This window comes from Flavobacterium sp. (assembly GCF_040402835.1).
Taxonomy (GTDB): domain Bacteria; phylum Bacteroidota; class Bacteroidia; order Flavobacteriales; family Flavobacteriaceae; genus Flavobacterium.
This window is the reverse complement of the sequence record NZ_JBBALW010000021.1, coordinates 1-25886: the sequence shown is the minus strand read 5'-3', so window position 1 is coordinate 25886 and position 25886 is coordinate 1. Positions and strand designations below refer to the sequence as shown.

25 protein-coding genes and 1 pseudogene are annotated in these 25886 nt (G+C 34.1%); 8 read left to right on the top strand and 18 right to left on the bottom strand.

The genetic code is table 11. From position 1 onward, the window contains the following. Positions 1–98: 98 nt before the first annotated feature. Together AC9UEH_RS08565 and argS are read left to right on the top strand one after the other, a co-directional pair. Positions 99–2060: an amino acid permease gene (locus AC9UEH_RS08565; RefSeq protein ID WP_509530773.1), complete on the top strand. Its 1962-nt coding sequence runs from the start codon at positions 99–101 to the stop codon at positions 2058–2060. Positions 2061–2198: 138 nt separating this feature from the next. Then, a complete protein-coding gene (gene argS, locus AC9UEH_RS08560; RefSeq protein WP_509530771.1) occupies positions 2199–3977 on the top strand; it encodes an arginine--tRNA ligase in 1779 nt (592 codons plus the stop codon). Positions 3978–3984: 7 nt separating this feature from the next. Here the strand turns inward: argS and AC9UEH_RS08555 are convergent, their stop codons facing one another. Next, a complete protein-coding gene (locus tag AC9UEH_RS08555) occupies positions 3985–4467 on the bottom strand; it encodes a hypothetical protein (protein ID WP_509530769.1) in 483 nt (160 codons plus the stop codon). A 173-nt stretch (positions 4468–4640) separates the two neighbouring features. On the opposite strand from AC9UEH_RS08555, the gene ffh reads away from it, so the two are divergent. From ffh to AC9UEH_RS08530, 5 genes are all read left to right on the top strand, one after another. Further along, positions 4641–5990: a signal recognition particle protein gene (gene ffh / locus AC9UEH_RS08550; RefSeq protein WP_509530767.1), complete on the top strand. Its 1350-nt coding sequence runs from the start codon at positions 4641–4643 to the stop codon at positions 5988–5990. 243 nt (positions 5991–6233) lie between these two features. Further along, positions 6234–7121, top strand: a complete 888-nt coding sequence (locus tag AC9UEH_RS08545; protein WP_509530765.1) for a bifunctional 5,10-methylenetetrahydrofolate dehydrogenase/5,10-methenyltetrahydrofolate cyclohydrolase — start codon at positions 6234–6236, stop codon at positions 7119–7121. A gap of 141 nt (positions 7122–7262) precedes the next feature. Beyond that, positions 7263–7877, top strand: coding sequence for a hypothetical protein (locus AC9UEH_RS08540; RefSeq protein WP_509530763.1), 615 nt, complete (start codon positions 7263–7265; stop codon positions 7875–7877). Positions 7878–7885: 8 nt separating this feature from the next. Beyond that, positions 7886–8182 (top strand): winged helix-turn-helix domain-containing protein, encoded by a 297-nt coding sequence (locus AC9UEH_RS08535; protein WP_509530761.1) that lies wholly within the window; start codon positions 7886–7888, stop codon positions 8180–8182. 50 nt (positions 8183–8232) lie between these two features. Further along, positions 8233–9606 carry a DUF4153 domain-containing protein gene (locus AC9UEH_RS08530; RefSeq protein WP_509530759.1) on the top strand — a complete coding sequence of 458 codons (1374 nt, stop codon included), beginning with the start codon at positions 8233–8235 and terminating at the stop codon, positions 9604–9606. A 37-nt stretch (positions 9607–9643) separates the two neighbouring features. On the opposite strand, the pseudogene AC9UEH_RS08525 reads toward AC9UEH_RS08530, so the two are convergent. The 17 genes and pseudogenes from AC9UEH_RS08525 to AC9UEH_RS08445 form a co-directional block, all read right to left on the bottom strand. Continuing rightward, positions 9644–10165, bottom strand: a pseudogene (locus AC9UEH_RS08525) (pseudouridine synthase); the annotation flags it as partial. 208 nt (positions 10166–10373) lie between these two features. Next, positions 10374–11744, bottom strand: a complete 1371-nt coding sequence (locus AC9UEH_RS08520) for an NADH-quinone oxidoreductase subunit N (RefSeq protein WP_509530757.1) — start codon at positions 11742–11744, stop codon at positions 10374–10376. 95 nt (positions 11745–11839) lie between these two features. Further along, positions 11840–13282 (bottom strand): complex I subunit 4 family protein, encoded by a 1443-nt coding sequence (locus tag AC9UEH_RS08515; protein ID WP_509530755.1) that lies wholly within the window; start codon positions 13280–13282, stop codon positions 11840–11842. Between the two features lie 7 nt (positions 13283–13289). Next, positions 13290–15173 carry an NADH-quinone oxidoreductase subunit L gene (nuoL, locus tag AC9UEH_RS08510; RefSeq protein WP_509530753.1) on the bottom strand — a complete coding sequence of 628 codons (1884 nt, stop codon included), beginning with the start codon at positions 15171–15173 and terminating at the stop codon, positions 13290–13292. A 4-nt stretch (positions 15174–15177) separates the two neighbouring features. Beyond that, a complete protein-coding gene (gene nuoK / locus AC9UEH_RS08505; protein WP_509530751.1) occupies positions 15178–15498 on the bottom strand; it encodes an NADH-quinone oxidoreductase subunit NuoK in 321 nt (106 codons plus the stop codon). Between the two features lies 1 nt (position 15499). Continuing rightward, a complete protein-coding gene (locus AC9UEH_RS08500; RefSeq protein ID WP_509530749.1) occupies positions 15500–16012 on the bottom strand; it encodes an NADH-quinone oxidoreductase subunit J family protein in 513 nt (170 codons plus the stop codon). Further along, complete coding sequence (nuoI, locus tag AC9UEH_RS08495) at positions 16012–16557, bottom strand: NADH-quinone oxidoreductase subunit NuoI (protein ID WP_509530747.1); 546 nt, start codon at positions 16555–16557, stop codon at positions 16012–16014. The genes AC9UEH_RS08500 and nuoI overlap by 1 nt, the downstream gene beginning before the upstream one ends. Positions 16558–16679: 122 nt before the next feature. Continuing rightward, positions 16680–17204, bottom strand: coding sequence for an ORF6N domain-containing protein (locus AC9UEH_RS08490; protein WP_509530745.1), 525 nt, complete (start codon positions 17202–17204; stop codon positions 16680–16682). A 125-nt stretch (positions 17205–17329) separates the two neighbouring features. Next, positions 17330–18382: an NADH-quinone oxidoreductase subunit NuoH gene (gene nuoH, locus AC9UEH_RS08485; protein ID WP_509530798.1), complete on the bottom strand. Its 1053-nt coding sequence runs from the start codon at positions 18380–18382 to the stop codon at positions 17330–17332. Between the two features lie 3 nt (positions 18383–18385). Beyond that, entirely contained in the window at positions 18386–19429 is a 1044-nt protein-coding gene (locus tag AC9UEH_RS08480) for an NADH-quinone oxidoreductase subunit G (RefSeq protein ID WP_509530743.1), read from the bottom strand. A gap of 100 nt (positions 19430–19529) precedes the next feature. Further along, positions 19530–20885: an NADH-quinone oxidoreductase subunit NuoF gene (gene nuoF, locus AC9UEH_RS08475; RefSeq protein ID WP_509530741.1), complete on the bottom strand. Its 1356-nt coding sequence runs from the start codon at positions 20883–20885 to the stop codon at positions 19530–19532. A 1-nt stretch (position 20886) separates the two neighbouring features. Further along, positions 20887–21417, bottom strand: a complete 531-nt coding sequence (locus AC9UEH_RS08470) for a complex I 24 kDa subunit family protein (RefSeq protein WP_509530739.1) — start codon at positions 21415–21417, stop codon at positions 20887–20889. 83 nt (positions 21418–21500) lie between these two features. Next, positions 21501–22739 (bottom strand): NADH-quinone oxidoreductase subunit D, encoded by a 1239-nt coding sequence (locus tag AC9UEH_RS08465; RefSeq protein ID WP_509530737.1) that lies wholly within the window; start codon positions 22737–22739, stop codon positions 21501–21503. A gap of 32 nt (positions 22740–22771) precedes the next feature. Next, positions 22772–23293 carry an NADH-quinone oxidoreductase subunit C gene (locus tag AC9UEH_RS08460; RefSeq protein WP_509530735.1) on the bottom strand — a complete coding sequence of 174 codons (522 nt, stop codon included), beginning with the start codon at positions 23291–23293 and terminating at the stop codon, positions 22772–22774. After that, the gene (locus AC9UEH_RS08455) at positions 23293–23841 is read right to left on the bottom strand and encodes an NADH-quinone oxidoreductase subunit B (protein ID WP_509530733.1); all 549 of its coding nucleotides are present in this window, start codon (positions 23839–23841) and stop codon (positions 23293–23295) included. The genes AC9UEH_RS08460 and AC9UEH_RS08455 overlap by 1 nt, the downstream gene beginning before the upstream one ends. A 129-nt stretch (positions 23842–23970) precedes the next feature. Beyond that, positions 23971–24336 (bottom strand): NADH-quinone oxidoreductase subunit A, encoded by a 366-nt coding sequence (locus AC9UEH_RS08450; protein WP_509530731.1) that lies wholly within the window; start codon positions 24334–24336, stop codon positions 23971–23973. Between the two features lie 283 nt (positions 24337–24619). Then, positions 24620–24820, bottom strand: a complete 201-nt coding sequence (locus tag AC9UEH_RS08445) for a cold-shock protein (protein WP_027310289.1) — start codon at positions 24818–24820, stop codon at positions 24620–24622. Positions 24821–25374: 554 nt separating this feature from the next. On the opposite strand from AC9UEH_RS08445, the gene AC9UEH_RS08440 reads away from it, so the two are divergent. Beyond that, positions 25375–25854, top strand: coding sequence for a hypothetical protein (locus AC9UEH_RS08440; RefSeq protein WP_509530729.1), 480 nt, complete (start codon positions 25375–25377; stop codon positions 25852–25854). Positions 25855–25886 lie beyond the last annotated feature (32 nt).

Below are 25886 nucleotides of genomic sequence, written 5' to 3'. Positions count from 1 at the left end.
TGAGCTTCTTCAATTTAAATATCGCTAAGTTTTATATATTTGTTTTTATAATTTATCAAAGCGTTAATTATTTAAATTAGTCATACAGAATAAATACCATGAATTTCTCCAATTTATTTCGAAAAAAAACAGTTCAAGACATATTAAAGCAAGTAGCTAAAAACGAAGCCGACGGACATAATTCTCTTGGTAAGCATTTAAAAACTAGAGATTTAGCTGCTTTTGGAATTGCTGCAATTATAGGTGCTGGAATTTTTAGTACGATTGGAAAAGCAAGTTTTGATGGTGGTCCCGCTGTAATTTTCTTGTTTCTATTTACTGCAATTGCGTGTAGTTTTGCCGCTTTTGCGTATGCTGAATTTGCGTCGATGGTACCTGTTTCGGGAAGTGCGTATACCTATTCTTATGTTGCTTTTGGAGAATTAATCGCCTGGATTATTGGTTGGGCGTTAATTATGGAATATGCAATTGGAAATATTACAGTTGCCATTTCGTGGAGTGATTATTTCACTAGTTTAATGAATAATATTATAAATAATTTGAACCATAAATATGATTTGCATTTGCAAGTTTTAGCCGATTGGGTTCAAATGGATTATTTGACCGCTTCCAATGGTTTCAAGGATGCAACGGCTTTAATGCAAAGCGGAAAATCCTTTGAAAATTTGAGTTCAGGAATGCAAGCGGCTTATACGGCTTGGACGACTTCTCCAGTAATTGGAAACTTCCACATTGTTGCAGATTTACCTGCCTTGGGAATTATTGTTTTAATTACGGCATTGGTATATCGTGGAATGAAAGAGTCACGAAATGCAAGTAATGCAATGGTTTTAGTGAAATTATGCATCATTTTATTGGTAATTGCTGTCGGTGTTTTTTATGTAGATGTTGACAATTGGCAACCTTTTGCACCAAATGGCGTTGGTGGAATTTTGAAAGGTGTTTCTGCTGTATTTTTTGCTTATATTGGTTTTGATGCCATTTCTACAACTGCTGAAGAATGCGAAAATCCACAACGAGATTTACCTCGTGGAATGATGTGGGCGATAATAATATGTACGGTTTTATACATTGCAATTGCATTAGTACTCACTGGAATGGTTCATTATTCTGAACTGAATGTCGGAGATCCATTATTATTTGTATTCGAAAAATTAGATTTAAAAGTAATGTCCGCCATAATTGGTGTTTCTGCGGTGATAGCAATGGCGAGCGTTTTATTGGTATTCCAAATGGGACAACCTCGAATTTGGATGAGTATGAGCCGTGATGGATTGTTGCCGAAAAAATTCTCAAGAGTGCATCCAAAATTCAAAACGCCATCGTATGCAACGGTTGTAACAGGATTTGTCGTAGCCATTCCAGCGTTGTTTTTGAACCTTACAATGGTAACAGATTTATGCAGTATTGGAACTTTATTTGCGTTTGTATTGGTTTGTGCGGGGGTTTTGGTATTGCAAAATAAAACAGATATTCCTCGTGGGAAATTCAAAACGCCGTACGTGAATTCAAAATTTGTTATTCCAGTTTTATTAGTGGCAGGATTATTTTATGCTTTTAAATACAACACTAAAAGCACGATGGATTTCATTACTAATGAAAAGAAAATTAATAGTCCTGAGGATATTGTAACTTCATTGGACAAAACACAATCGGAATTGGTTTATTCCTATTTGGCTGGTTTTGATAAAAATAACAGCACCACTTCGCAACCTGATTTGGAAGTTATTTTGAGCAAATACTATGATAATAAAACGCAGTATGAAGCGGTTATTAAAGCATTACCAATTTCAGATTCTCAAAAATTTGAAACGGGTTTCAGTCTTTTTAAGCATAAAATTCCAATGTGGATTTTCATAATTACCTTGTTAGGATTAACAGTTTGGTCGTACCGTCAAAATTTATCGCTAATTCCGTTATTGGGATTAATTTCTTGCTTGTATATGATGGCGGAACTAAGTGTTTGGAATTGGATTTATTTTACGATTTGGCTTTTGATAGGTTTAGTAATTTATTTTGGCTATAGCCGAAAAAATAGTAAACTAAATACAACGGAATAAACACAATTTCAATACTATTTAAAAAATCCGTTTTGATATTTTCAAGGCGGATTTTTTGTTTCTAAAATATCTTAAAATTTCAATTTTCAAATTCCCACATTATAACTATCTTTGACCACTTAAAATAAGATACCAAAAATGACATTATCGCAACTACTTACGCCATCAATTGAAAAAGCAATCCAATCGCTATTTGATGTAGCAATTGACAAAATCGAATTTCAATCGACACGCAAGGATTTTGAAGGAGATATTACGATGGTAATTTTCCCCTTACTGAAAGTTATAAAAAGCAATCCCGTTGAATTGGGAAACAAAATCGGAACCTATTTAGTAGAAAATATCTCGGAAGTTAAAACGTATAATGTGGTTTCTGGGTTTTTAAATATTGTGATTTCAGATGCATATTATCTGAAATTCTTCAATGAAATAAAAGACAATCCTAAATTTGGTTTTGTAACTCCAAATCCAAATGAAGCAGCGGTTATGGTCGAATATTCTTCGCCAAACACTAATAAACCTTTGCATTTAGGGCACGTTCGTAACAATTTATTAGGATATTCTGTTGCCGAAATCATCAAAGCATCAGGAAAAAAAGTGTATAAAACGCAAATCGTCAACAATCGAGGAATTCATATTTGCAAGTCAATGTTGGCGTGGCAAAAATTCGGAAACGGACAAACTCCAGAAAATTCAGGATTGAAAGGCGATAAATTAGTTGGTAATTTTTATGTTGCTTTTGACAAAGTCTATAATGAAGAAATTGCGCAATTAATGAGCGAAGGAAAATCGGAAGATGAGGCTAAAAAGCAAGCGCCAATTATCCTTGAAGCACAAGAAATGCTATTGAAATGGGAAGCTGGCGATGCTGAAGTTATTTCACTTTGGAAAACGATGAACCAATGGGTTTATGATGGTTTTGCAATAACTTACAAGAATTTAGGCGTTGATTTTGACAGTTATTACTACGAAAGCAACACCTATTTATTAGGAAAAGATGTCGTTCAAATTGGGTTGGAAAAAGGAATTTTCGAGAAAGATTCTGATGGTTCGGTTTGGATTGATTTGACTCCCGATGGTTTGGACAGAAAAATCGTCCTTCGTTCGGATGGAACTGCCGTATATATGACACAAGATATTGGAACCGCAATCCAGCGTGTAAAGGACTTCCCAGACGTTGGCGGTATGGTTTACACCGTTGGAAACGAGCAAGATTATCATTTTAAAGTCCTGTTTTTAATCTTAAAAAAATTAGGTTTCGAGTGGTCTAAAAACCTATTTCATTTGTCGTATGGAATGGTAGATTTACCTTCTGGTAAAATGAAAAGTCGCGAAGGAACTGTTGTCGATGCGGATGATTTGATGAATGAAATGACCGAAACGGCTCAGAAAATTTCCGAAGATTTAGGGAAATTAGAAAGCTATTCTGCCGAAGAAAAAGCCAAATTATATAACACCATCGGTTTGGGTGCCTTGAAATACTACATTTTGAAAGTCGATCCTAAAAAGAGAATCCTATTTGACCCCGAAGAATCCGTTGATTTTGCTGGGAATACAGGGCCATTTATCCAATATACGTATGCGAGAATCCAATCGATTATTCGCAAAGCCAACTTCGATTTTTATGCAAAAACAGCCATAGAAACTTTGCACGAAAAGGAAAAAGAATTGTTGAAACAATTGGAATTATTTCCGGAAGTAATTCAAAATGCGGCGCAAAATCACAGCCCTGCATTAATTGCCAACTACACCTATGACTTGGTTCGCGAGTACAATTCGTTCTATCAAGCGGTGCCTATTTTAGGTTCCAATGATTTGGTGGAAAAAATATTCCGAGTACAATTGTCTAAAAAAGTGGCCGACACCATTGCATCGGCGTTCCAACTTTTAGGCATTCAAGTTCCAGAGAGAATGTAGTTTTATTTTAAAATCGCATGGAGATTCCGATGCCATTTTCGGAGGAAGTTACGAAAAATTCTGGGTTTATTGAACTCGTGTTTTTAGAAATACCATTGTTGTAAGTTTCTACAGCTTCCTTGAGTTGCTTATTTCCTTTTCCTTCTAATATTATTCCTATTATCATTCCAACAGCTCCAATTCCGCCTACAGTCCAATTGGGTTTTACTCTATCATTATTTCCTGTTGAAAGTCCAATTGTATATCCAAAGGCGAAAGCACAAGGATATGAAATAACTGCTCCAATTGTTCTATTAAATTGAGCATCATTTAATTTCATAGCAATTTCCGAATTGTTTACTACTTTTTTAGCTTCATCTATGCTTATTTTTTTACCATTTTGATGAATTGCAATACCAGACCAAAAATCTTTTTCAATACTCAAAGGCGATTGTGAAAAACAAGAAATACTTATCAACACAAAAGTGATTACTAAAAATTTAACTTTCATAATTATTTATTTTTATTAATTTATACCTTTCAAATAAATTGAATTAATTATTAATTTCCAAATCTTTTTAAGATTTTAATTGTTCCAATAAATCAACTTTAATTTTGCTACTTTGAACCTTTGACGCTTTCCAACTTTATCTTATATTTGCATTTCAATAAACAAGTACAATTATGTTCGATAATTTAAGTGATAAATTAGACAAAGCGTTTCATATACTAAAAGGACATGGAAAAATAACAGAAATTAATGTTGCCGAAACATTAAAAGAAGTTCGCCGTGCCTTATTAGATGCCGATGTTAACTTTAAAATAGCAAAAGATTTTACTACAAAAGTAAAAGAAAAAGCTATCGGACAAAATGTATTAACGACTTTACAACCGGGACAATTATTAGTTAAATTAGTCAAAGACGAACTAACCGAATTAATGGGTGGTGAAGTTGCGGGAATTAATCTTTCTGGAGCGCCAACCGTAATTTTGATGTCGGGTTTGCAAGGTTCTGGAAAAACTACTTTCTCGGGGAAATTAGCTAATTTTCTTAAAACTAAAAAGAATAAAAATCCACTTTTAGTTGCGTGTGATGTGTATCGTCCTGCGGCAATCAATCAGTTGCACGTGGTAGGAAGTCAAATTGGTGTTGAAGTATATTCTGAATTAGGAAACAATAATCCTGTTGAAATTGCACAAAATGCAGTTAAATATGCCAAAGAAAAAGGGTACAATGTTGTAATTGTCGATACCGCTGGTCGTCTTGCTGTTGATGCTCAAATGATGGATGAAATTGCACGTGTTCACAAAGCAATTCAACCTCAAGAAACGTTATTTGTAGTTGATGCAATGACGGGACAAGATGCGGTAAATACTGCAAAAGCATTCAATGATATATTAAATTTTGATGGGGTAATCCTTACCAAATTAGACGGTGATACTCGTGGGGGAGCTGCTATTTCTATAAAATCGGTGGTTAACAAACCTATTAAATTTGTAGGAACTGGTGAAAAAATGGAAGCAATTGACATTTTCTATCCAGAACGTATGGCGGAACGAATCCTTGGAATGGGTGATGTTGTGTCGTTGGTTGAAAGAGCGCAAGAGCAATATGACGAAGAAGAAGCGAGAAAAATTCAAAAGAAAATTGCCAAAAACGAATTCGGTTTTGATGATTTCCTTTCTCAAATTCAGCAAGTCAAAAAAATGGGAAACATGAAAGACTTAGTCGGAATGATTCCCGGAGCTACAAAAGCAATGAAAGATGTAGAAATTGAAGATGATGCTTTCAAACACATTGAGGCAATTATTCATTCCATGACGCCAAAAGAAAGAACAAAGCCCGCAATTATTGATATGAAAAGAAAAACCAGAATTGCAAAAGGTTCCGGAACTAAAATCGAACAAGTGAATCAATTGATGAAACAGTTTGACCAAATGAGCAAAATGATGAAAATGATGCAAGGCCCTGGCGGAAAAAACATGATGAAAATGATGGGCGGAATGACGGGAGGAATGCCTGGAATGAGGTAGTTTTTTAAGTCAAATGTCTTAATAAAATGTCGAATGTCTTAAAGTCGAAAGTCGAAAGTCAAAAAAAACAATAACATACAACAACCGTTTTTAGCTTAATTTTTTCCGTTCTGTCAAGAACTTTAAACTTTAAACCTTAAACTTTTCATAACAACAACAACAACCGTTTTTAGCTTAATTTTTTCGTTCTATCAAGAACTTTAAACCTTTAACCTTAAACTTTAAACTTTACAAACAACAACAATGCAACTACTAGACGGAAAAAAAGTATCTGAAGATATTAAGGTCGAAATTACGGCCGAAGTACAAAAGATGAAAGACAACAACGAGAAAGTGCCTCATTTGGCTGCAATTATCGTTGGAAATGACGGCGCAAGTTTAACTTACGTTGGAAGCAAAGTTAAAGCCTGCGAAAGAGTAGGTTTTGAATCGACACTAATAAATTTGCCAAGTACGACTTCCGAAACCGAATTACTTCAAAAAATTAAGGAGTTAAACGAAGACGACAACATCGATGGATTTATAGTTCAATTGCCTTTGCCAGACCAAATTGACACTCAAAAAGTCTTGATGGCTGTTGATCCGAGTAAAGATGTCGATGGTTTTCATCCTGAGAATTTTGGTAAAATGGCATTGGATATGACCACTTTTATACCTGCAACTCCTTTTGGAATTTTAGAATTATTAGAACGCTACAATGTTGAAACCAAAGGAAAACACACTGTTGTTATTGGTCGTAGCCATATTGTAGGTCGTCCGATGAGTATTTTGATGGGAAGAAAGGGATTTCCAGGGAATTCTACCGTTACATTAACGCACAGTTATACAAAAAACATAGCGCAAATTACCACTCAAGCCGATATTATTATTACGGCTTTGGGAGTTCCAAATTATCTAAAAGCAGAAATGGTAAAAGATGGTGCCGTTGTAATTGACGTTGGTATTACTCGAGTTGCTGACGAAACTTCTGAAAAAGGATATGTAATTACAGGTGATGTTGATTTTGAAAATGTAAGCAAAAAAGCATCTTTCATAACTCCAGTTCCGGGCGGTGTTGGTCCAATGACCATTGCAATGCTATTAAAAAATACATTGTTGGCAAGAGAACAAAGAAAATTAGCTGGTAAATAATAATTAAGCCTTAAACTACTTTTTTTAAGGCTTAATTAATTCAATAATCCATTTCATTCTAATTTATTAAGTAAAAAAACAATATTTATATTTTGTATTCTAAATATATTTATTAGCTTTGCATTTCAAAGTACTTTAATTATGAATCAAAAGCATCAAGAAGATTTATCTCATATACGATCCATGATGGAGCGTTCCTCAAGATTTATTTCGTTAAGTGGACTATCAGGCGTTTTTGCAGGAATTTCTGCAGTAATAGGAGCGGTATATACTTTCTATTTATTAGATAATAATGGAATTAACTATTTTGATAATAATTTGAAATCATTCAGTAATTATTTAATTATAGAGTTAGCTATAATTGCTTTTATAGTTTTGTTATTGGCTTTTACTTTTGGAATATTTTTTACCATAAGAAAAAGTAAAAAGTATAATTTACCAATTTGGACGAATGCTACAAAAAACATGTTATTGAATTTAGCAATTCCTTTAATCGTTGGTGGAATTTTTTGTGCTTCACTTTTATATCATGGTTCTTTTGGATTAATTGCTCCAGCTACTTTATTGTTTTACGGTTTAGCTCTATTGAATGCTGAAAAATATACTTTTTCAGATATTAAATATTTGGGCTATTGTGAACTGATTTTAGGGTGTATTTCCCTTTTTTATCTTGGAATGGGACTTGTTTTTTGGATTGTTGGTTTTGGTTTTTTGCATATTGTTTATGGAATTATAATGTATAAAAAACATAAATAAAAGCCTAAATGGGAATCATTGATAAGTTAAATAAGGATTTTGAAAGCCGAGTTAGATTGGGTATTATGTCTGTGTTGATTGTTAATGACTGGATTGACTTTACAGAGATGAAAACGATATTAAACATTACAGATGGTAATTTGGCAAGTCATTCATCTGCTTTAGAGAAGGGAGGATATATTGAAATTAAAAAAGAATTTGTTGATAAAAAACCAAAAACATCATACCGACTAACTAATAATGGGCGAACTGCTTTTAAAGAACATATTAGCAGCCTTGAAAAAATAATGAGAACTAATAACTAATTTTTTTACCTTTTTACTTTGAAAAACAAAGTACTTTTAATATTTTAATTATGAAAAAACACCATTTAATTTTAGGCTGCACAGCCATTTTTTCTTTCCTTTTTTACAATGAATCAATTGGAGTTAATCTAGCTTTATTCGGAATTATATTGGCTATTTTGGTTTTTATACGATTCAAAAAAAAGAGTATTTTGATTAAGACATTATTTGTCTGTTCGCTTTTTTCTTGTTTTGCATTTGCTTGGTATGCTGACTTCTTTTCTTTTTTAGCATTATTCTTTTCTTTGATTTTTCTGCAATTTCAAAATGAAATTAATAAACTAAAAATCATTCAATCCATTCCAGCATTAATTATTACTGGAATCACTTCATTAGGAATACCTTTTTTATTCAATCAATGGTTGCCCCAAGCAAAAATTGATAATAATGGAACCAAAAAATTAATCGCGTATGTCTTAATTCCATTCGGTTTTATTTTGCTGTTTTTTATAGCTTATTCTTACGGAAGTGATACTTTTTCAGGATTATTAGACTATGAGTTGGATATCGATTTCTGGCCTTTAGTATTCATTACAATTTTAGGATTTTATTTTTCTTTCAGCTATTGGAATTACTGGGTTCCAGAATATTTATATTCTAAAAGCCATCTATTAAATAACGATTTTTCAACTGAAACGAAGGAAGATTTTACGCCTAGTTTTTCTTTTTTAGATATTGATTTTGAGCGTAAAAGTGGTGAGATTTCGTTAGTGCTTTTAAACCTAATGCTTTTGGTTTTTATAGGAACCTATAATTATGAGCAATTTTTCAAGGAAGAATTAACAAGTGCACTAAGCGCCGCAACTCACGATAGAGTAAACGCCGTGATTATATCAATAATAATGGCAGTTGGAGTGATTTTATTTTACTTTAAAAGAGGATTTAATTTTGATGCCAAAGCTAACTTTTTAAAATGTTTGGCTAAGATTTGGGTTATCCTAAATGCAGTATTAATAATAAGTTCAGTAGTGAAAAACACAGAATACATTCTTCATTTTGGGCTGACATATAAAAGGTTAGGAGTATACGCTTTTTTGGTTTTAACTCTAATTGGATTGGGATTTACGTTTTATAAAATTAAAAATCAAAAGACAAATGCTTTTCTTTTTAATCAGATGTTATGGTGTGTATATGGTTTGATATTGTTATGTAGTTTTATTAACTGGGGAAATATCATTACATCTTATAATATTTCTGTAAATAATGGAGTAGAACCCAAATTCTTGAAAACTTTAAATTATAATGAAGAATATCGTCAACAATATTTTCCTGATTCATCAATTCCTTACATAAATGATTTTGATAGTCATGGGGATGTAGAATATGAGCAAAACAAAAACTTCTTGTCAAAAGCATTGTATTACGAATTTATAAGTAAGAAGTAAAAAGGAAATCCCATTCTATAAGAATGGGATTTTTTATTTAATAATCTCCTCGATTTTTAAATCTTGGATCGTCTTTTTTGATAAATTCTGTTCTTCGTTTTACAGGTTCGATTTTTGGCAAACTCGCTTCATCTGTTTTGCTATTAGGTTCAATAAGTTGGTTCAATTCAAGGATTTCTGCATCGGTCAAATCACGAAATCTTCCCATTGGAATATCCAATGAAATATTGATAATTCGAATACGTTTTAGCGCCACCACATCATAACCTAAATAGTCCGACTTTCTACGAATTTGACGGTTTAATCCTTGTGTCAAAACAATTTTAAATATAAATTGACTGATTTGTTCTACTTTACATTTTCTTGTAATCGTATCCAAAATAGGGATTCCGTTGCCCATTCTTTCAATAAATTGCGCTGTTATTGGCTTGTTTACCGTAACTGTATATTCCTTTTCGTGATTGTTTCGAGCACGAAGTATTTTGTTTACAATATCGCCATCATTCGTCATAAAAATCAATCTTTCGCTAGCTTTATCTAAACTGCCAATTATGAAAATCTAAACGTTTTTACTTATCCACGACCTTCCTGCCGGTGGTCGGGCAGTAGCGACATCCTCTTGTGGCGGTCCCGAAGCGTCGGGACGCCACAAGAGATACAGCGAATGGCGGGGGAATGGTGAGGTAAAATGAAATCGTTTGCTCCAAAAGAAAAAACCATCAAAAGTGACTCTGATGGTTTTGTATAATGGTTTGTGAAAAAATATTTTATGCTAAAACATCAATTATTAACGACGGGAACAGTCCGATAATGATGTTCAAAACGATGGCGATTACGGCTACGGCATAGAAAACGAATGGTGTTTTTGCGGTGGCTTCCTCTGGCTCTTTGGTGTACATGGCCAAAATTAATTTGAAATAGTAACCCACACTGATAATTGAGTTAATTACTGCTGCAATAACTACGATTAAATAACCTGCTTGAATGGTTTGGGTGAATAACATTAGCTTAGCGAAAAACCCGGCAAATACAGGAATACCCGCCATTGATAACAAGGATGCGGTAAGAACTGCCGCTAAGATTGGATTGGTTTTTCCTAAACCGTTGAAGTTAGCGATGTTTTCGTTTCCTTTGTTTTTACACACATAAAGCACTACGCTGAACGACGCAATTCCTGCTAAAGCATATGCTGAAGCATAATACAACAGACTTCCTGCGGCGGTTGTGGCACTCAATAAAACCATTAGCATAAATCCGGCGTGTGAAATTCCTGAGAATGCCAACATCCGTTTTACATTAGTTTGTTTTAATGCCATAATGTTTCCAACGGTCATCGAAGCAATAGAAATCACAACAATTACGATTTGGAATCCGTTGGTAATTTCTACGTTCATTGCCGTTAATAGTTTGTATAATGCGGCCATGGCCACCACTTTTGCCAAGGTGCTCATTGTGGCTGTTGTTAATGCTGGCGAACCTTCATAAACATCGGGTGCCCAAAAGTGAAAAGGTACGGCTGCAATTTTGAATAACATTCCGATGGTTAGCAATACAATTCCGATGAAAAACCAAGATGGCAACTCAGCAGATTGGGTATATTCACTGATTTCGGTGATGTCGAATGTTCCCATTGCACCATAAATAAGGCAAATTCCAAATAATAATATTCCCGAAGCGAAAGATCCCATTAGAAAATATTTCAAACCGGCTTCATTACTTTTGATGCTGCTTCGGTCTGACGCAGCTAAAACGTAAAGTGAAATGGACAATACTTCGATTCCTAAAAAGAACATGGAAAGGTTCCCAAAAGATACCATTGCAACTGCTCCTGACAATAAAAATATTTTTATAGCGATGAAATCTGAGATTTTTGATTGTTGGTTTTCATAAAAATTATGACTTAATGCCACCAAGAAAATCGTTAGTACAATGAATAAACTAGAAAAAGCAACCGAGAATTTGCTAACTACAATCATATTATTATAATAGGTTGCAGGCGAATTATATTCGGAGATGTTGAGTCCTAATATGGCAAGTAAACCAATAATTGTTACTGGAATAATGGCTTTTCTGAAATTCATGATTTCAAATAAAAGGCATAAAACACCTAATCCTATTATTGCTATTAATGTATTCATTGTTTAAATTTTAGATTTCGGAATTTGAAGAATGGATTTGCTTCAAAGTCTTAAATCGTTATACTATTATTATATTGAATTTTTTATTTAAATGCCTAACCGAATCTGTTGATGCTAACCATAATCGATTCTAAACTTGGTGTTATCAAGTCTAAAATTGGTTTTGGATACAATCCGAAGAAGAACAAAACAGCAACAATTACTGTCAATGAAATTCCTTCGTTTAGTGTAATATCAGAAAATATTTTTGTGTTTGTTTCTCCCAACATCGATGTTTGAAACATTTTCAACATATAATACGCTCCTAAAATAATGGTAGTTCCGCCTAAAACAGCATACCAAAGATTGATTTGAGAAATGCTATAAAGCAAGGTAAATTCTCCAATAAAATTAAATGTTGGGGGCAATGCTACAGATGCTAAAACCAAAAGCATAAAAAACGAGGTAAATTTTGGTGCTTGTGAACGTATTCCTCCCATTTCAGAAATGGTATTTGTTTGGTACCTGCGGAAGATAATTTCGGCAGCAAGAAACAAACCTACTATAACAAATCCGTGAGAAATCATTTGAAGAACTGCGCCTCGCAAACCATCAATTGTTAAGGTATAAGCGCCAGCGGCAATTAATCCAACGTGGGCTAAGGAAGAATAAGCCAATAATCTTTTTAAATCTTTTTGTCGTAACGCAACGATCGAACCATAGATTGTACCTGCGATTCCAATGGCTACAAATACGTAAATGTATTGTTTTGCTGCTAATGGTGCAATTTGCAATTGCCAACGAATTACGCTGTACAATCCCATTTTCAGCATAATTCCTGATAATAGCATCGTTCCAACAGTTGGTGCTTTTTGATAGACACTTGCTTGCCAAGAATGAAATGGTATTAATGGAATTTTTATTGCATACGCCATGAAGAAGGCCATGAATATCCAAAATTGTTCTTTTACTGTTAAATTTACCATACACAAATCAACCAGTAAGAAGTTGTGTGTTTTTTGATATAAATAAGCGAAAGCAGCCAACATAAATAACGAACCTGCCAAAGTGAAAATAAAGAACTTTATAACTGCTTTTTTACGTTCTTCGGCATCTCCATTTCCCCAAAGTAGTGCAATGAAATAAATTGGTATTAATGATAATTCCCAGAAAATATAATATAAAATTCCGTCTCCTGCCAAGAATGTCCCTGTCATTGCAAATGCCATAAACAAGATTAAAGCGTAAAAACTTTTGCTGTTTTTATAGTCGTTTCCAAAAGAGGAAAAGATGATAATTGGCGTTAAAGCGGCTGTTAATAAAAGCATAGCTATAGAAAGACCGTCGGCTTCTAAAATTAAATAAATTTTAGGGTTTGAAATCCATGGACTTAAAACGCTGATATCTTGACCAGAATTATAATGATTCAACAATACTATTGAACAACCTAATGCTGCCAAACTAAAGAATAAGGCTACTTTTGAAGCGAATTTATCACCCGCTAAAAACGTTGCAAATGCGCCAACTAAAAGTATAATTAATATAAGAGATACATTCATAGTATAATTATTGAGCTATAAATAAACAGGTTAGTATTACGCAAATGCCCAAAACAAAAGCAAAAAGATACAATCCGATGCTTCCACTTTGTACTTTTTTTCCTTGCGTTCCAATGGCTTCTGTGACTTTTCCAAATCCATATACAAATGAAGATAACGAAGTTTCCAAAACGTCTCTAAAGAAACGGGAAGCGGCATTTATTGGATTCACAAAAACAATAGTATAGGCTTCGTCAAGATAATATTTATTGTATAAAACTTTAGCAATACCCGTAATTTCAGCATCTTCAGAAGGAACTTGACTTTGCTTAATGTATTTTGCAAATGCAATTGAGATTCCAATAATGGCTCCAACTAATGCAATTCCCATCAAAATATATTCTGTAGTTCCTAGACCCGTTTCGTGTCCTGTTTTTGTAATAATTGGTTCTAAATAATGGTTCAACCAATTGCTTCCTGGAAAATTAATTAATCCTCCAAACGTGGCAAGAATTGCTAAAATCACCAATGGCAATGTGATTAATTTTGGAGATTCGTGCAAATGACTTTTTTGATGTTCTGTCCCTCTAAATTCTTTGAAAAATGTAAGATACATTAATCGAAACATATAGAAAGCGGTCATAATTGAAGCGATAGAACCAATAACCCAAAGTGGAATATCAGTATGAAAAGCCGTCATTAAAATTTCATCTTTCGACCAAAAACCGGCAAAGGGAAAGATTCCAGAAATCGCTAAAGAAGCAATTAACATGGTGATAAATGTAATTGGCATTGCTTTTTTCAATCCGCCCATTTTTCTCATGTCTTGTTCGCCGTGCAAGGCGTGAATTACAGAACCCGAACCCAAGAACAAACACGCTTTAAAGAAGGCGTGCGTGATTACGTGGAAAACGGCAACTTCATAAGCACCAAGACCTAAAGCTAGGAACATTAACCCCAATTGTGAAACGGTAGAATAGGCCAATACTTTTTTGATATCGTTTTGAACTAATCCAATTGTAGCGGCTACCAAAGCTGTAATTGCGCCAATTATAGCGATTAGATTTTGAATTTGTGGTGCTAAATCAAACAAGAAATTCAATCTTGTAATCATGAAAATACCCGCCGTTACCATTGTTGCAGCATGAATTAATGCTGAAACTGGTGTTGGTCCCGCCATGGCATCTGGCAACCAAGTGTATAAAGGAATTTGCGCTGATTTTCCTGAAGCACCTATAAATAATGCTAAGGCCGCACCCGCAATCCAAAATTTCGCAACTCCATTTGTTCCAAGAAGCACAAGTGCTTTAAGCGCAACAAAATCAGTAGTATTGAATAAACTTGCAATAATAATAATTCCGATAAGCAATCCTAAATCGCCAATACGGTTCATAATGAAAGCCTTTTTTGCAGCATCATTAAAATCTTGGTTTTTATACCAAAATCCAATTAAAAGATACGAACAAAGTCCAACGCCTTCCCAGCCAATGAACATTACCAATAAATTACTTCCTATTACAAGGGTAATCATAAAGAATATAAACAGATTTAAATAGGCAAAAAACTTGTGCATATTTTCGTCATCGTGCATGTAACTGATAGAATACAGGTGAATTAACGATCCAATTCCGGTTACAAATAACAACCATAAAAGTGATAATTGGTCTAAAAGAAATCCAAATTTTACACTGAAATTACTGAAAGAAATCCAATCGAATAAATTGATTTGGATCACTCGATTAGTTTCATTTATTTGTAAGAAAAAATAAAGTGTAACCGCAAATGAAACCACTACCGAAAGTGTTCCAATTGTTCCGGAAACTGTTTTTCCAATACTTTTTCCGAAGAATACATTTAATATAAATCCTAAAAAAGGAGTCAATACTAAGACTAAAGCTAAATTAGTTTCCATTAAATTATCCTTTTAAATTTTTCAAATTATCGATATCAATCGAGCCTAAATTTCTAAATATTGAAACCAATATTGCCAAACCTACCGCAACTTCTGCAGCAGCAACCGCCATCGAGAAAAATACAAAAACTTGTCCTTGGGCATCTTGATGGTACTTTGAAAAAGCCACAAAAAGTAAATTCACAGCGTTCAACATAATTTCAATTGACATAAACACGATAATGGCATTTCGTCTGTATAAAACCCCAAATACGCCAATGCTAAAAAGTATAACCGCTAGGAATATATAGTTTTCAATACCTATTTGATTCAAAATATTATTCATATTATTTTTCTATTTTTTCTCTTTTAGACAATAAAACTGCTCCAATCATCGCCACCAAAAGCAAAATGGAAGCATATTCAAAAGGCACCATATATTCGTTCAAAAGTACGTTTCCTAATTTTTTAATTGATTGGAAATCCTTACCAGTAGCGTCATATTCTCCAACGATAGGTTTAGAATTTACGAAAATTGCAATTAAAATCAAACATGTCGAACAAAACAAAATCACCGCCGCCAATCTCGTAACTCGAGGTTTGTGGACTTCATTTTCCTTGTTCAAATTCATCAACATTATCGTAAATAAAAACAAAATCATTATCGCTCCCGAGTACACGATAACATGAACAATTGCCAGAAATTGAGAATTTAATAATAAATAATGACCAGCAATCGAGAAAAAGCAAATCACCAAATAAATAGCGCTGTGTATAGGATTTCTACTGAAAACCGTCAAAAAAGCCGTCGATAAAGTTATCGCTGCTAATACACAAAAAATTATAAGTAGTGCTGACATTAGTTTGCGTTTTTAAGTTGAGCATTTTTCATTGCCTCATCCAATGGCATGACTAATTTGTCTTTTCCAAAAATAAAATCTTCTCTTTCATAACTTGAAGGAACCAATTCTTTCGAAATTGTCAAGTAAATCGCATCTTTAGGACACGCTTCCTCACACAATCCACAGAAAATACAACGCAACATATTTATCTCATATATCGACGCATATTTTTCCTCACGGTACAAATGCAATTCGTTCGCCTTGCGCTCTTCCGCCTTCATCGTGATGGCTTCCGCAGGACAAGATAATGCACACAATCCACAAGCAGTACAGTTTTCGCGCCCTTCTTCATCGCGTTTCAACATGTGTTGTCCACGATAAACTGGACTCATTTCCCGAACTTGCTCCGGATATTGAATCGTTACTTTTCTGCGAAATAAATGTCTGATTGTAATAAACAAACCTTTAATAATCGCAACCAGATACATACTTTCCAAAAAAGTCATCTCCTTGTTGGAAACCACTTTTTTTCTTCCCGATAAGGATATACTTTCTATTGACATTTTTATTTTTTTATTTGAAGCTTAATCCTGCTTTCCGTTTCAATCCACGCTAAAAAGCGTGGGATTTTCACTGCAATCAGGGCTAGGGATTTCGGGTCTTTATTATGTTTTTCGTTTAATTATTATTTTTTGTACCCAATTTTGATTCTTTCCTCTTTATTATCTTGCTTTTCCATCATTTCATCCAAGTAATTAAAAACCAGTTCAATATTCTTGTCGTGATTCATTAACTTCTTTTTAATTTCCTCAATTTCAAGTTTTACACTTAAATTATTGGTTAGAAATTCTCTCATTTTAATAAATGCCTCTACAATTTTAATACTAAATTCAATTGCTCTATCCGAGCTTAATACATTTCCTAACATCATTGTTCCGTGTTCTGTAAAAACATATGGCAAAGATGACGAAAATTTTAACTTCTTGAGGTGGTCGCAATTTGCGACCACATATGTTTTTTCAATTTCGGTCAACTGAAACATAAAATTACTTGGAAAGCGTTTTATATTTCGTTTAACTTGCTCATTTAAACGCTTGGTTGTAACTCCATAAAGCGTAGCCAAATCTGAATCAACCATTACTTTTTTATCCCTTATAAGCAAGATTTTGCCCATTATAAATTCTTCTGTAATAATTAATTCTTGGCTCATATATTGTTATTTTTTTTCTTGAGGTGGTCACAATTTGTTACCACCTCAATTTATTGATATTTACCGCGATTTTTACCAGAAAATTTCTTAACTGGTCACAATCTGTGACCACCTCAATTTCTATTTTAAAATCCTAAAAACGAAATTATTTCGTGTCTTAAAATCACAATTCCCGTAATCATAATATTCACAATCGATAATGGAATCAAAATTCTCCATCCCAAATGCATCAATTGATCGTATCTAAATCTTGGAATGGTCCATCGAACCCACATATAGAAAAAGATAAATCCACATATTTTTGCAAATAAAACAGCAATTCCTATTACGTTAGCAATATTCACACCCCAATTTTCAACCGCCCAACTCATTCCAGGATAATTATAACCCCCGAAGAATAAAACCGCTAAAATAGTTGAAGAAATGAACATATTTGCATATTCAGCAAACAAATAAAATCCCATTTTCATAGAAGAATATTCGGTGTGATACCCACCAATCAATTCGGTTTCACATTCCGCTAAATCAAAAGGCGTTCTGTTGGTTTCTGCAAAAGCACAAATCAAAAATATTAAAAATGATACCGGTTGGTAAAAAACATTCCAATTCATACCTGCTTGTTGCGCCGAAATTTCTCTCAAACTCAACGTTCCCGTCATCATCAAAAGAGCAATCATCGAAAGTCCCATCGCCACTTCATAAGAAACCATTTGCGAAGCAGCACGAACCGCTCCAATCAATGAAAATTTATTATTTGAAGCCCACCCACCAATCATAATTCCATAAACACCCACAGAAACAACTCCGAAAATGTATAATAAAGCCACATCAATATCGGTTGCTTGCAATAAAACATCTCGTCCAAAAAGATGAAATCTGTCGCCCCAAGGAATTACTGCACTCGTCATTAAAGCAGTGCTCATAGCAATTGCAGGCCCTACCATAAATAAAAATTTATTGGGAGTATTTGGTTCAAATTCTTCTTTTGCGAATAATTTCATTCCATCAGCAAGTGGTTGTAATAATCCAAGCGGACCCGCTCTATTAGGACCAATTCTGTCTTGTAACCAAGCGGCAACCTTACGTTCCGCCCAAGTAGAATACATCGCCATCAACATTGTAATTGCAAAAACAACAAAGATGATGACACTTTTTTCGATTATTATTGTAGTATCCATCATCTAAAGATTGCCTTTTTGAAATTCTTGATTTTCCTCTTTACTCAATGGAACAGCTGGCATACTAATTTTTTTACGGTCTTGGTCTCTTCCTTTTAGAATTCCAGATTCCGTAGCAATTTGAACCGTTTCTAATTTTCTGTAGTATTTATTTTGATTGATTACGGAATCTTTCTCGAATTTACGAGGTCCTTCAATAACCCAATCCGAAACTTCTTTGTGATCAAATCGACAGCCATTACAAATAAATTCATCAACTTCGTGGAATTCATCTTTTCTACCTGTAACTCTTTGAATTTCGTCACCAAACATCCAAACAGTAGTTTTCCCACAACATTTATCGCAATCTCTATGAGCATTATAAGGTTTGTTGAACCAAACTCTCGATTTGAATCGGAATGTCTTATCGGTTAACGCACCAACAGGACAAACATCAATCATATTTCCTGAAAATTCATTGTCAATTGCTTTTGAAAGACACGTTGAAATATTGGAATGATCGCCTCTGTCCATAATTCCGTGCACGCGATTGTCTGTCAATTGATCAGCAACCATTACACAACGATAGCATAGAATACAACGATTCATATGCAATTGAATGTTTGGACCAATATCTTCTGGCTCAAAGGTTCTTTTTTCTTCAACGAATCTTGTTTCTGATTTTCCGTGTTTGAAACTTAAATTTTGCAAATCGCATTCTCCTGCTTGATCGCAAACTGGACAATCCAACGGGTGATTTATCAACAAGAATTCCGTCACCGATTTTCTCGCTGCTATTACTCTTTCTGATGAATTGCTGTTAATTTCCATCCCGTCTTGACATCCTGTTACACAAGAAGCCATTAATTTTGGCATTGGTCTTGGATCGGCTTCGCTTCCTTTGGCAACTTCCACTAAACAACAACGGCATTTTCCACCGCTACCTTCTAATTTAGAATAATAGCACATTGCTGGAGGGACGCTTTCGCCACCAATCATACGTGCTGCTTGCAGGATTGTTGTCCCGGGCGCTACTTCAATCGCTTGACCATCTATAGTTACTTTCATTTTTTATTTGGTTTAAAGTTTCAGGTTTAAAGTTTCAAATTGTTTAACTGTGAAAATTCATCTGAAAATTTAGGTACTACTTTTCTATTTCGTTAAGACTTTATGACATTACAACTTTCGACTTAACAAAAGGCTCGGCAACAAAGTGATCTCTGTTTTTAATTTTTTCTGGGAAACGAATATGATACTCAAATTCATCTCTAAAGTGACGAATCGCTGCTGCCACTGGCCAAGCCGCTGCATCACCTAATGGACAAATCGTATTTCCTTCAATTTTACTTTGGATACTCAAAAGCAAATCGATATCTTCTTCACGCCCGTGACCGTTTTCAATTCGGTGTAAAACTTTTTCCATCCAACCCGTTCCTTCTCGACAAGGCGAACATTGCCCGCAACTTTCGTGGTGGTAAAATCTTGAGAAATTCCATGTATTTCTTACAATACAAGACGTATCATTATAAACAATGAATCCTCCTGAACCCAACATTGAACCTGATACAAATCCCCCGTCACTTAACGATTCATAAGACATTAAACGATCTTCACCGTTGGCAGTTTTATAAATTAAATGTGCTGGCAAAACAGGAACAGAACTTCCTCCAGGAACAAATGCTTTCAATGGTCGGTCAGAACTCATTCCTCCTAAATAGTCATCAGAATTCATAAATTCATAAACGCTTAACCCCAATTCAATTTCATAAACTCCCGGATTTTTGATGTGTCCCGAAGCCGAAATTAATTTGGTTCCTGTAGAACGACCAATTCCTATTTTAGCATAATCAGCACCTGAATTATTTACAATCCAAGGCACAGCCGCAATAGTTTCTACATTATTTACCACGGTTGGGTTTGACCAAAGTCCTGAAACTGCAGGAAATGGCGGTTTGATTCGCGGATTTCCTCTTTTCCCTTCCAACGATTCTATTAATGCGGTTTCTTCTCCACAAATGTAGGCTCCAGCTCCAATTTGAACGTATAATTCCAAATCGTAACCTGTTCCCAATATATTTTTCCCCAACCAACCAGCAGCTTTTGCTTCGGCGATGGCTCTTTCTAATATTTTATAAATCCACATATATTCACCACGAATATAGATGTAAGATAAATTTGCGCCTAATGCAAAACTAGAAGTAATCATTCCTTCAATCAATAAATGAGGAATAAATTCCATCAAATAGCGATCTTTGAAAGTCCCCGGTTCTGATTCATCGGCATTGCAAACTAAATGTCTTGGTTTTCCCGATTTTTTATCAATGAAACTCCATTTCATCCCTGCTGGAAATCCTGCTCCACCACGACCACGAAGTCCCGAAGTTTTCACTTCTTCCACAACTTCATCTGGGGTCATTGTTTTCATAGCTTTTTCCACAGAAGCGTAACCACCATTTTGGCGATAGACTTCGTAGGTTCTAATTCCCGGAACATTTATTTTGTCTAATAATATTTTTTGTGACATATTATATATCGTGTAACGTAATTTTATCTTCTTTACAATCAACAATCAATTGATCAATTTTTTCTTTGGTAAGATGCTCTTTATAGAAATCACCCAATTGCATCATTGGGGCATAACCACAAGCGCCTAAACATTCAACGCCTCTCACTTCAAAAAGTCCGTCAGCTGTTGGTTCGCCTACTTTTACTCCTAATTTCTCACAAGTATAATCCATCAAATCCTCCACACCATTCAAACAACAAGGCGAAGTTTGACAAAATTCAAACATATATTTCCCAATTGGTCTTTGATTGTACATCGTATAAAACGAAACAACTTCATAAACTTCAATGGGTTTGATGCGTAAAATTTCGGCCACTTTGTCCATTAATTCCAAGCTCAACCAATTGTCGTGAGCGTCTTGAACTTCGTGTAAAACAGGCAATAATGCCGATTTTATTTTATCTTCAGGATAATGACTTATCAACTCATTGATGCGAACCATCAATGTTTCTGTGATATTTATTTCCTGCTTGTAATGTCTATGTTCCATTTTTTATTATTTTGAATTCTGAATTCTAAATTTGAAATGAAATCGTGTCATTTATAATTTATAATTCAAAATTTATAATTTTTTTATGCGTCTAATTCTCCAGCAATAACATTCAAACTCGACAAAATAACAATCGCATCAGATAATAATGCGCCTTTAATCATCTCAGGATAAGCTTGGTAATAAATAAAACAAGGTCTTCTGAAATGCAATCTGTATGGCGTTCTACTTCCATCGGTTACTAAATAAAATCCTAATTCTCCATTTCCACCTTCAACAGCGTGATATATTTCGGCAACTGGAACAGGAACTTCGCCCATTACAATTTTGAAATGATAAATCAAGGATTCCATATTATGGTAAACGTCTTCTTTTGGTGGCAAATAATAATCGGGAACATCGGCGTGAAAGTCATTTCCAGCAGGCATTTTTGCTAATGCTTGACGAATGATGCTCAAACTTTCCCAAACTTCAGCATTACGAACGCAAAAACGATCATAAGTATCACCTGATTTTCCTACAGGAACAATGAAATCAAAATCTTCGTAAGATGAATACGGTTGCGCCACACGAACATCATAATCGACTCCGGCAGCACGTAAATTTGGACCTGTAAATCCGTAAGAAATTGCTTTTTCAGCAGAAATCGGCCCTACATTTACGGTTCTATCAATGAAAATTCTGTTTCTTTCAAATAGGTTTTCAAATTCTTTCCAAGCAATTGGAAATTCTTCTAAAAACACATCCAATTTGCGGAATGCTTCTGGCGACCAATCTCTTTCGAAACCACCAATTCTTCCCATATTTGTTGTCAAACGGGCACCACAAATTTCTTCGTAGATTTCATATACTTTTTCTCTAAATTGAAATACATACAAGAAACCGGTATAGGCTCCAGTGTCAACTCCAAGAATGGAATTGCAAATTAAGTGATCCGTAATTCTCGCCAATTCCATTACAATAACTCTTAAATATTGTGCTCTTTTGGGAACTTCAATGTCTAATAATTTTTCTAATGTCATCCACCAAGCCATATTATTGATAGGCGATGAACAATAATTCATCCTATCCGTAAGAGGCGTAATTTGGTAAAAAGGTCGGTTTTCTGCAATTTTTTCAAAAGCCCTGTGAATGTAACCAATGGTTGGTTCGGCTTCCAAAATTCGCTCGCCATCCATCAACAAAATATTTTGGAAAATACCGTGTGTCGCCGGGTGCGTTGGTCCTAAATTAAGAACCGAAAGTTCGCTTCCGTCTTCATTTTGACGTTTTTTTATAATTTCAGCATATCGATGCTCTGGTGGTAATAATAGTTCTGACATTTATTTAATGTGAAAAATTATATATTGTGTTTTTAGCAATTGTCTATTGTTCTACCGAAAAAACGGTCGTCTTTATCGGTTCTTCCCCCGTCTTCCAAAGGGAATTCTTTTCGCATTGGAAAAGAAATCATTTCATCCATATTCAAAATACGTTTTAATTGTGGATGACCAATAAAATTTATTCCATAAAAATCGTAGGTTTCTCTTTCCATCCAATTGGCACAAAGAAAAATATTTGAAACTGTTTTTATTTCTGGATTGGTGCCTGATATATAGGTTTTGATTTTGATTCTCACATTATCAATCCAATTATGGAGATGATAAACTACCGTGAATTGATGGTTTTCATCGTTTTCAGGATAGTGAATTCCGCATAAATCAGTTAGAAAATTGAAACGCAAGGTTTCGTCATTTTTAAGGAAAAGTAAAACTGCAGTGATTTTATCGGAAGCCACTTCAAGTGAAAAAATAGATTTTTCTTGAGTGAAATTAAAAACGCTTCCGCTAAATGTTGCAATTAATTTATCTTGAATTTGAGTGGTATCTAAAGCCATTATTTTATATTATAAGAAGCTAATAATTCTTGGTATTCTGGGGAACTTCTTCTTCTTACCGATTCAGATCTAACCAATTCTTGCAATTTCATTACGCCATCAACAATTTGTTCTGGTCTTGGAGGGCAGCCAGGTACGTATACGTCAACTGGAATCACTTTATCAATTCCTTGAAGCACAGAATATGTGTCGAAAATTCCGCCTGAAGAAGCACAAGCTCCAACAGCAATTACCCAACGAGGTTCGGCCATTTGTTCATATACCTGACGTAAAATAGGAGCCATTTTTTTTGATATTGTTCCCATCACCATTAGCATATCCGCTTGACGAGGAGAAAAACTCACTCGTTCCGAACCGAAACGTGCCAAATCATAATGCGAAGCCATTGTAGCCATAAATTCAATTCCACAACAAGAAGTTGCAAATGGCAAAGGCCAAAGTGAATTTGCTCTTGCTAATCCCACAACATCATTCAGTTTTGTAGCGAAGAACCCTTCTCCTACAACCCCTTCAGGTGCTTCAACCATATTTGTTTTAGATTCAGTCATTTTTATTAAAGATTTTAGAATTTAGATTTCAGAATATTAAAAACCGAAATCAAAATCATTTTTTAAATCAATATTGTATTTTAAAGAAATTTGAAATCAAAAAATTTGAAATCAAAAATCTTAAATTATTTATTCCCACTCCAACGCTTTCTTTTTGATAATGTAGAAAAACCCTACCAAAAGCAAAAACATAAAAAGTACCATTTTAACCATTCCTTCCATTCCTAATTCCCTGAAATTGATTGCCCAAGGATATAAGAAAATAACCTCAACATCAAAAAGCACAAACAATATGGCAACTAAAAAATATTTTACCGAAAAAGGAATACGGGCATTTCCAACAGATTCTATTCCGCATTCAAAGTTTTTATCCTTAGAAGTAGACGATCTTTTTGGACCTAATTTCCCCGAAATTATGATCATTCCCACAACGAATCCAACCGCTAACAGCATTTGCATTAGTATTGGAAAATAACTGGATAAACTTGATTGCATAGTAAATGTTTTAACCTTTGATTTTACCCGCAAAGATAACTTTCAATTATTGATTTAGCAACGAAATAATAAAAATTTGTTGTAGCTACATCGATATATTTTTTTAATTTTTATTGATTATAAATAACGCTTGATTTGGGAGTTTGTCAAGCTATTTTAATTTGTCGGAAAATTCTATGGCAGAATTTGTTATTTCGACAAAATATTTGGGGATAATCCAAAAAAAAACGTTCCGAAATGATCCGGAACGTTTACACTTTAGGTAACAAAAATATATATATTTTTAGTCTTCAAGTACTGCAACTTGTGCAGCAACTTTACCTTTTCTTCCTTCTTCTTCTTCGTAGCTAACTCTGTCACCTTCGCGTAATTCTTCCGCTCTGATTCCTGAAGCATGCACAAAAATGTCTTTTCCTGTTTCTTCGTCTGTAATGAATCCGTAACCTTTTGATTCATTGAAAAATTTAACTGTACCTGTACGCATTGTAAAAATAATAATAATTTATAATGAGGCAAATGTAAACTTTATTGTAATACGAAAATCATTTGTGTGTGTTTTTTTTGCAAAAATATTGATATTCAACGTTTTCGAGCAAATTTTATCGATGAATTACTCGATATCTAATTTTATATGCAGCTCGTTTCAGCCATTTTCAACCAAAATTTCAGCGCAACAATTCTCCTTATATAAAACTGACGGAGTAACATACCTAAAATTCATTTCCCGAGAAAGTTGTTGAATTTCAAAATCAGGCTGTTATTTTTCTTTAGGAGCACACGATTTTATCTTCCCTCACTATTCCACCCGCTATTCGCTGTATCTCTTGTGGCGTCCCGAAGCTTCGGGACGCCACAACAGGATGCCGCTACTATCGGAGGCTAAATTTGAACGTCTATATTTTCATAATTGGGTTTGCAAAGTTGTGTGTGATTCCTTGTGGGCACAGATTGCACCCGAACGATAGCGAACTGACAAAAGTATAAGGTTGTTTTTAAATCTAAAAATTTATATATTTACAGATTTAAAAATTAATATTTATGGAATTTAAAAATGAAACTTCAAAAATTAGATTTGAAGAAAATAAGTTATTAACTGAAACTAATAATTTAATATTTAATACGAATGATACAAAATACTTAACCATAAATTACGATAAAATTAAAGGTTATAGTGTTTTTTCATACAACAGAATACCTTATTTGATTTATCTTTTTGCATTTTTATTTTCAATTCAAATTGGACAAAAAGTAGAAATATGGGAAGGTGCAAACGGTAGTCCAACAGATTATAGAGGTTATAAAAATTACGAAGAAAGAACTCCAATTCAAAAAATAGGTATGGGTGTCGTCACTTTGGGAATAATTGGATTTGGAATTTATTTTTCTAAAAGATATGGTGGATATTATAATTTAAACCTTAAACATTTTGAAGGAAAAAACAAAGTGTCTAAAGTTTACACTTCTAATTCTATGGATGAAATTAATAAAATTCAAAACGAAATTCAATTAAGATTATAATACCAAAAAAAACATACTAAAAAAAAGGACTT